Source organism: Slackia sp., from assembly GCF_977041755.1.
On sequence record NZ_CDRRGL010000120.1, the window covers coordinates 1 to 5,295 of the forward strand.

A 5,295-nucleotide genomic window follows, 5' to 3' on the forward strand; every position below is an offset into this window, starting at 1 on the left:
ACCGATGGCAGCCCTGATGCGGGATACGTTAACATGGGCAAGATGGTCGAGTTCGTGCTGCACGATGGCGTCGACCCGCGCACTGGCAAGCTCATGGGCTTGCGCACGGGCGATCCGCGCGAATTCATCAATATCGAGCAGTTTAAAGACGCTCTGAAGAAGCAAATCATTCATGCGTATGATCAAATTCGCATTGGCTACAACCTGATGCAATCAATTCATATGAATCGCTACCCGGTGATTTTTGCGAGCATGGTCACGGCGGGCTGCGTGGAAAGCGGCAAGTCGGTGCAGCAGGGCGGCGCACGCGTTTCGACCTGCGGCATGTATGTGACAGGTGCGGCGAATTTGGCCGACTGCATCGCTGCCGTTGAAAAGTGCGTTTTCGAAGACGGCGACGTGACGATGGATGAGCTCATCGCCGCCTGCGACGCGAATTTCGAAGGCCATGAGCGCCTGCGCCAGCTGCTGCTCAACAAGCCCGAGAAATACGGCAACGATTCGCCCTATGTCGATGGCATCTATCGCGAAATGATGCACTTCGTGGCCGACGAAGTTCAAAGCTGGCCCGATGCTCGCGGCGGCCATTACGCGTTTGGCATTGACTCGCAAACGATGAACATCCCGCATGGCGAAGTGACTGGCGCGCTGCCCGATGGCCGCTTGGCGGGTGAGGCTTTCTGCGACGCATCGAGCCCCATGATGGGCCGCGATGTTTGCGGACCCACGGCTACGGTGAAGTCGGTTGCCGCGATCGACCAGCCCGATTTGCAGGAGGGCGCGCTGTTCAACCTGCGCTTCGATCCGAAGGGCGTGCAGGGCGAAGGCGGTCGCCGCATCATCGAAGGCGTGATTCGCACGTTCTTCCAGCATGGCGGCGAGCATATTCAAATCAACGTCGTCGACAATAAAACGCTACTCGCGGCTCAGGAAAACCCGGAGCACTATCGCGGCCTTATGGTGCGCGTCGCTGGATACATGGCGTATTTCACCGAACTCGACCGCCCTGCGCAAGATGCGATTATCGCGCGCACCGCGCATCTCTCGGCCTAAGACGAAGGCCGGCTCGTGGGTTTCGACGGTATCGATGCGAAATTGAATAGAGAAGGGGAGCTTTCGGCTCTTGTCGGCAGCATTCAAAAGTTTTCGACTGAAGATGGGCCAGGCATCCGCACGACGGTGTTTTTGAAGGGCTGCCCGCTGAAGTGCGCATGGTGCCACAATCCTGAGCTCATCGAGAATGAGCAACAGCTCATCGTGAGTCCTTCGAATTGCATTGGCTGCGGGCATTGCGTGGAGGTGTGTGCTGCCGGTGCCATTTCTTTCGCCGATGCCGGCATCTCGATAGACCGCTCGCGGTGCACGATGTGTTTGGCCTGCGCCGATGGCTGTTTTGCGAATGCGCTGCGTCCCGTTGCGCGCCGCATGACTGTCGGCGAGGTGCTTGCTGAGGTCGAGAAGGACAAAGGGTTCTACGACAACACGGGCGGCGGCCTCACGGTGAGCGGTGGGGAAGTGCTCGCTCACGCGGAATTCGCCGCCGCGCTCATTGATGCCGCTGCGGCCCGAGGTATTTCGAGTTGCGTGGACACGTCGGGTTTTGGCTCGTCGCGCGCGTTGCTCGACCTTGTTTCTCGTCCCGGTGTGACCGATGTGCTGTTCGACATCAAGGCTGTCGATGATGAAGTTCATCGCGAATTCGTGGGTGTTCCGGTTGAACCGATCCTCGCGAATGTGCGGGCGCTTTCGTCGTATGAGGCGATTCTGCCAAAGATTATGGTGCGCATGCCGCTTATCGCCGGAGTGAATGATGACGAGGCGGCCATTCAAGCGGCGGGCGCTATCGTTCGCGAGTGCGGGATTCGTCGCGTCACGCTTTTGCCTTATCACGCGCTTGGCATTTCCAAGGCTCGCAATATTGGCTCGTCGCAGGCCGAATTCACAGCGCCGAGCGATGAGCGCGTGGCTGAAATCAAACGGTATTTCGAAGATGACGTGGGAGCGAGGACGGAAGTGCTCGGGAAACTCTGAGGTTTTCTTTGAATGATAGAACCAACCATCAATACTTAGGAGGAAAACAGTGGATGGTGGCAATCTAGGAATCATCACGTTGATTCCCATGCTGAGCTTCTTCGTGTTCGCGTTCATCACGCGCCGATGCGTTTTCAGCATTCTGCTTTCGGGCATTTTGGGCTTTTTGTTCTATTATGGGGCCGATTTCTTCGAGCCTACGGTGCAGGCGTTGCTCGATGCGGCGTGCGATGCCGACAACAACTACATCGTGATTATCTGCCTCCTGTTCGGGTGCTTCGTGCAGCTGCTGCGTCAAAGCAACGGCGCTACCGCCATGGCGAACTGGGCGCGCAAGTACGTGAAAAGCGAGCGTCAGGTACTGTTCCTCACGTGGCTGTGCGGCGTGATCATCTTCATCGACGACTACCTCTCCATTCTGGTTACCGCAAACACCATTTTGCCGATTGCCGACGAGAAGAAAACCCCGCGCGAGATGCTGTGCTACATCATCAACACTACGTCTGCGCCCGTGTGTTTGATCATTCCCATTTCCGCGTGGGTCGTGTTTTTCAGCGGCATCTTCGCCGAGCAGCCTGAAGCTGCCGTGCTGGGCGATTCGGCCATGGGCATTTACTATTCCATCATGCCGTATTTCTTCTACCCGTTTTTGTGCGTCCTGTTCGTGCTGCTCGTGATTTTCGGCATAGTGCCGAAAATGGGCGGTATCAAGAAGGCATACGAGCGCGTTGAGAAAACTGGCAAGCTGTGGCCCGATTCCTCCGACGTGATGAACCAGGATGAAATGGGCGAGGTGCTTGGCGCCATTAGCGACGGCTCCGCGAAAGACGAGAAGGAGGCGACGCCGCATTTGTGGGCGTTCCTCGTGCCGATGGCTGTGGTTATTGCGGTGACTATCGCTATGGACGACATTCTGTACGGCGTGATTTGCGCCATCGTGGTGTGCTTCGTGCTGTATGTTCCTACGAAGATCATGAGCCTGGGCAAGTTCTGTGACGCGTGCTACAAGGGCCTTGAGGACATGCTGTTCATCGCCGCCGTGCTCATTGCGTCGTTGTTCTTCCGCAATGCCATCAATCTTATTGGCCTGCCCGACTACCTTATTTCGGTTGCTACGCCGTTCATGAGCGCCGCGTGGTTGCCCGTGATTACGTTTGTGCTGGTCGGCTTGGTGTGCTTCGCCACCGCGAATATTTGGAGTATTCCCGCCGTGTGCACGCCGATCATTCTGCCGCTGGCTGCGGCGTGCGGCGCGTCCACTCCGCTGACGCTCGGCGCGATTATTTCTGCGGCATGCTTCGGCGCGCAGGCGTGCTTCTATTCCGATGTCACGCTTATGAGCGCATCAGCGTGCAAAATCAACAACGTCGATTACGCTGTGGCGCAGCTGCCTTACATCGGCATTGTCGCCGGCGTGACCTGCGTGCTGTTCTTGGGTGCGGGCTTCATTCTGGCTGCCTAAACGTTATTTCCTCATTGGGCGGTGCCGAGACGGCGGAAATGCTCGATAACGCTGCGTATCGGCGCGTCATGGTGTCGCGTATCAAGGGGCGTCCATATAGGCGCCCCTTGTTTTGTGCGAAGGTGTGTACGCAATGCGACTTATATGTGCCATAAATGGTAGCAATTACGTTGTGGGCGGCTATACTGAATCGCCGTATCCATGAAGAAAGGAAGCTTATGCTGCCGTATATTCCAGACGTTGTGCCCAATATCGTTGTTGCGCTCGTGATTGTCGTTGCGTTCGTGATGGCTTTTGCGCCAGCGCTGCGCAAATGCCCCGTCGTGTTTTATGCGGTGTGGATCGCCGCTTGCATGGCCACATTCGTCGATATCGTTCGCTGGATTCCGTGGCTGTATTATGTTGTGCAGGCTTTCGCGAGTTGCTATACGGGCGTGGCGTTTTATTTGCTCGTGATGTTCGCCGGAGCATTTCCGAAAAAGTGGTGGTTTACTAGGCGGCTGCTTTCCGTTCGCACTGAGATGTCTATTATTGGTGGTTTTGTTATTTTCGCGCACGTCATTCAAGTGCTCATTATGGTTCCGCTTTCTTTCACTCCTATTTGGGATAAGGCGTGGGGTGGTGGTCTTACGTCAATCATCATGTTCATTGCTGCGAGCGTCGTGGGGGTGCCGCTTACGGTGTGCTTCTTTGTGCCGTGGATTACTTCGTTTCGCACGGTGCGTGGCATTATGGAGCACTCGACGTGGAAAAGGGTGCAAAGACTCGCCTATCCGTTTATGGCGCTTATGGTGCTCCAAGGCATTTTGCTTTCGATTGGCCATGCCGTATATGCGCAGCCTGGTGGCGATGGATTTGTGGGCTATGTGGTGAACGCGTTGGCCTATGCTGCGATTGGCGTCGCCTATGTGGCGCTGAAGCAGCGCCGGCGAGCCGAGAGACGCGCTAAAGTGGTAGCACGCCAGGATGTCCCAGCGTAGGCGTGCGAGGGCTCGTTTGCGCTTTGGGCTTTCGCGCGGGTTTGCCGTCGTCATTGGAACGCGGTTTCGATACAATGCGTTTCGTTTGCGAATAAGCGGAAGGGTTGCATGTGAAAAGCGGGGATGGAATCGACGAATGGCGCTCGGTGCTGCCGAGCCATGTTGTGCAAAAGTCGGAAGAGCTACTTGCGCGCGTTGAAGAAATGCGCATCAACCAGGTGATTTACCCGCCACAAGATGACGTTCTGAATGCACTTGCGTCTTGTGCCCCAAGCGAGGTTCGAGCGGTGATTTTGGGGCAAGACCCCTACCATGGACCCGGGCAAGCTATGGGTTTGTCGTTTTCGGTGCCTGCGGGGGAGAAGTTGCCGCCAAGCCTTCGCAACATTTATAAAGAGATGGCGGCCGATTTGGGATGCGGAATGCCTAAATCGGGAGACCTTACGCCGTGGGCGAACCAGGGCGTGCTGCTGCTGAACACTACACTCACCGTTCGCGAGCATGAGGCGGCCAGCCATGCGAAGCTCGGCTGGCAAGTGCTTACGAGCCATGTGGTGAAGGCATGCTTTGAGTTGCCTCAGCCCGTTGTTTTCCTTGCATGGGGCCGCCATGCCCAGCAACTCATCGAAAAAGCCGCCGCTTCTGCGGGCGTAAAACAAGATTTTACCGCGGAAGCCGCACTGTGCGCTGCGGATGGCCCTCTGGGCATCCTTACGTCAGGCGAGCGTTGCTTGTTTGACGATTTTGAAGCAGGCTGTAACTCAACGTTATGTGGCGTGTCTGTTTATGGAAGCAACAAGTTCGTGCTCGCCTCGACGCATC

Annotated in this window: 5 protein-coding genes; all 5 read left to right on the plus strand. The window is 56.5% G+C overall.

Annotated elements, in window-relative coordinates; translation table 11 throughout:
* A partial coding sequence (locus ACWI8T_RS07915) for a pyruvate formate lyase family protein (protein ID WP_449138547.1) occupies window positions 1-1,053 on the plus strand: 1,053 nt, incomplete at its 5' end.
* Between the two features lie 15 nt (window positions 1,054-1,068).
* Window positions 1,069-2,031, plus strand: a complete 963-nt coding sequence (locus tag ACWI8T_RS07920; protein WP_449138548.1) for a glycyl-radical enzyme activating protein — start codon at window positions 1,069-1,071, stop codon at window positions 2,029-2,031.
* 49 nt (window positions 2,032-2,080) lie between these two features.
* Window positions 2,081-3,493, plus strand: coding sequence for a Na+/H+ antiporter NhaC family protein (locus tag ACWI8T_RS07925; protein ID WP_449138549.1), 1,413 nt, complete (start codon window positions 2,081-2,083; stop codon window positions 3,491-3,493).
* 218 nt (window positions 3,494-3,711) lie between these two features.
* Window positions 3,712-4,473, plus strand: a complete 762-nt coding sequence (locus ACWI8T_RS07930) for a hypothetical protein (RefSeq protein ID WP_449138550.1) — start codon at window positions 3,712-3,714, stop codon at window positions 4,471-4,473.
* A 110-nt stretch (window positions 4,474-4,583) separates the two neighbouring features.
* A partial coding sequence (locus ACWI8T_RS07935) for a uracil-DNA glycosylase (protein ID WP_449138551.1) occupies window positions 4,584-5,295 on the plus strand: 712 nt, incomplete at its 3' end.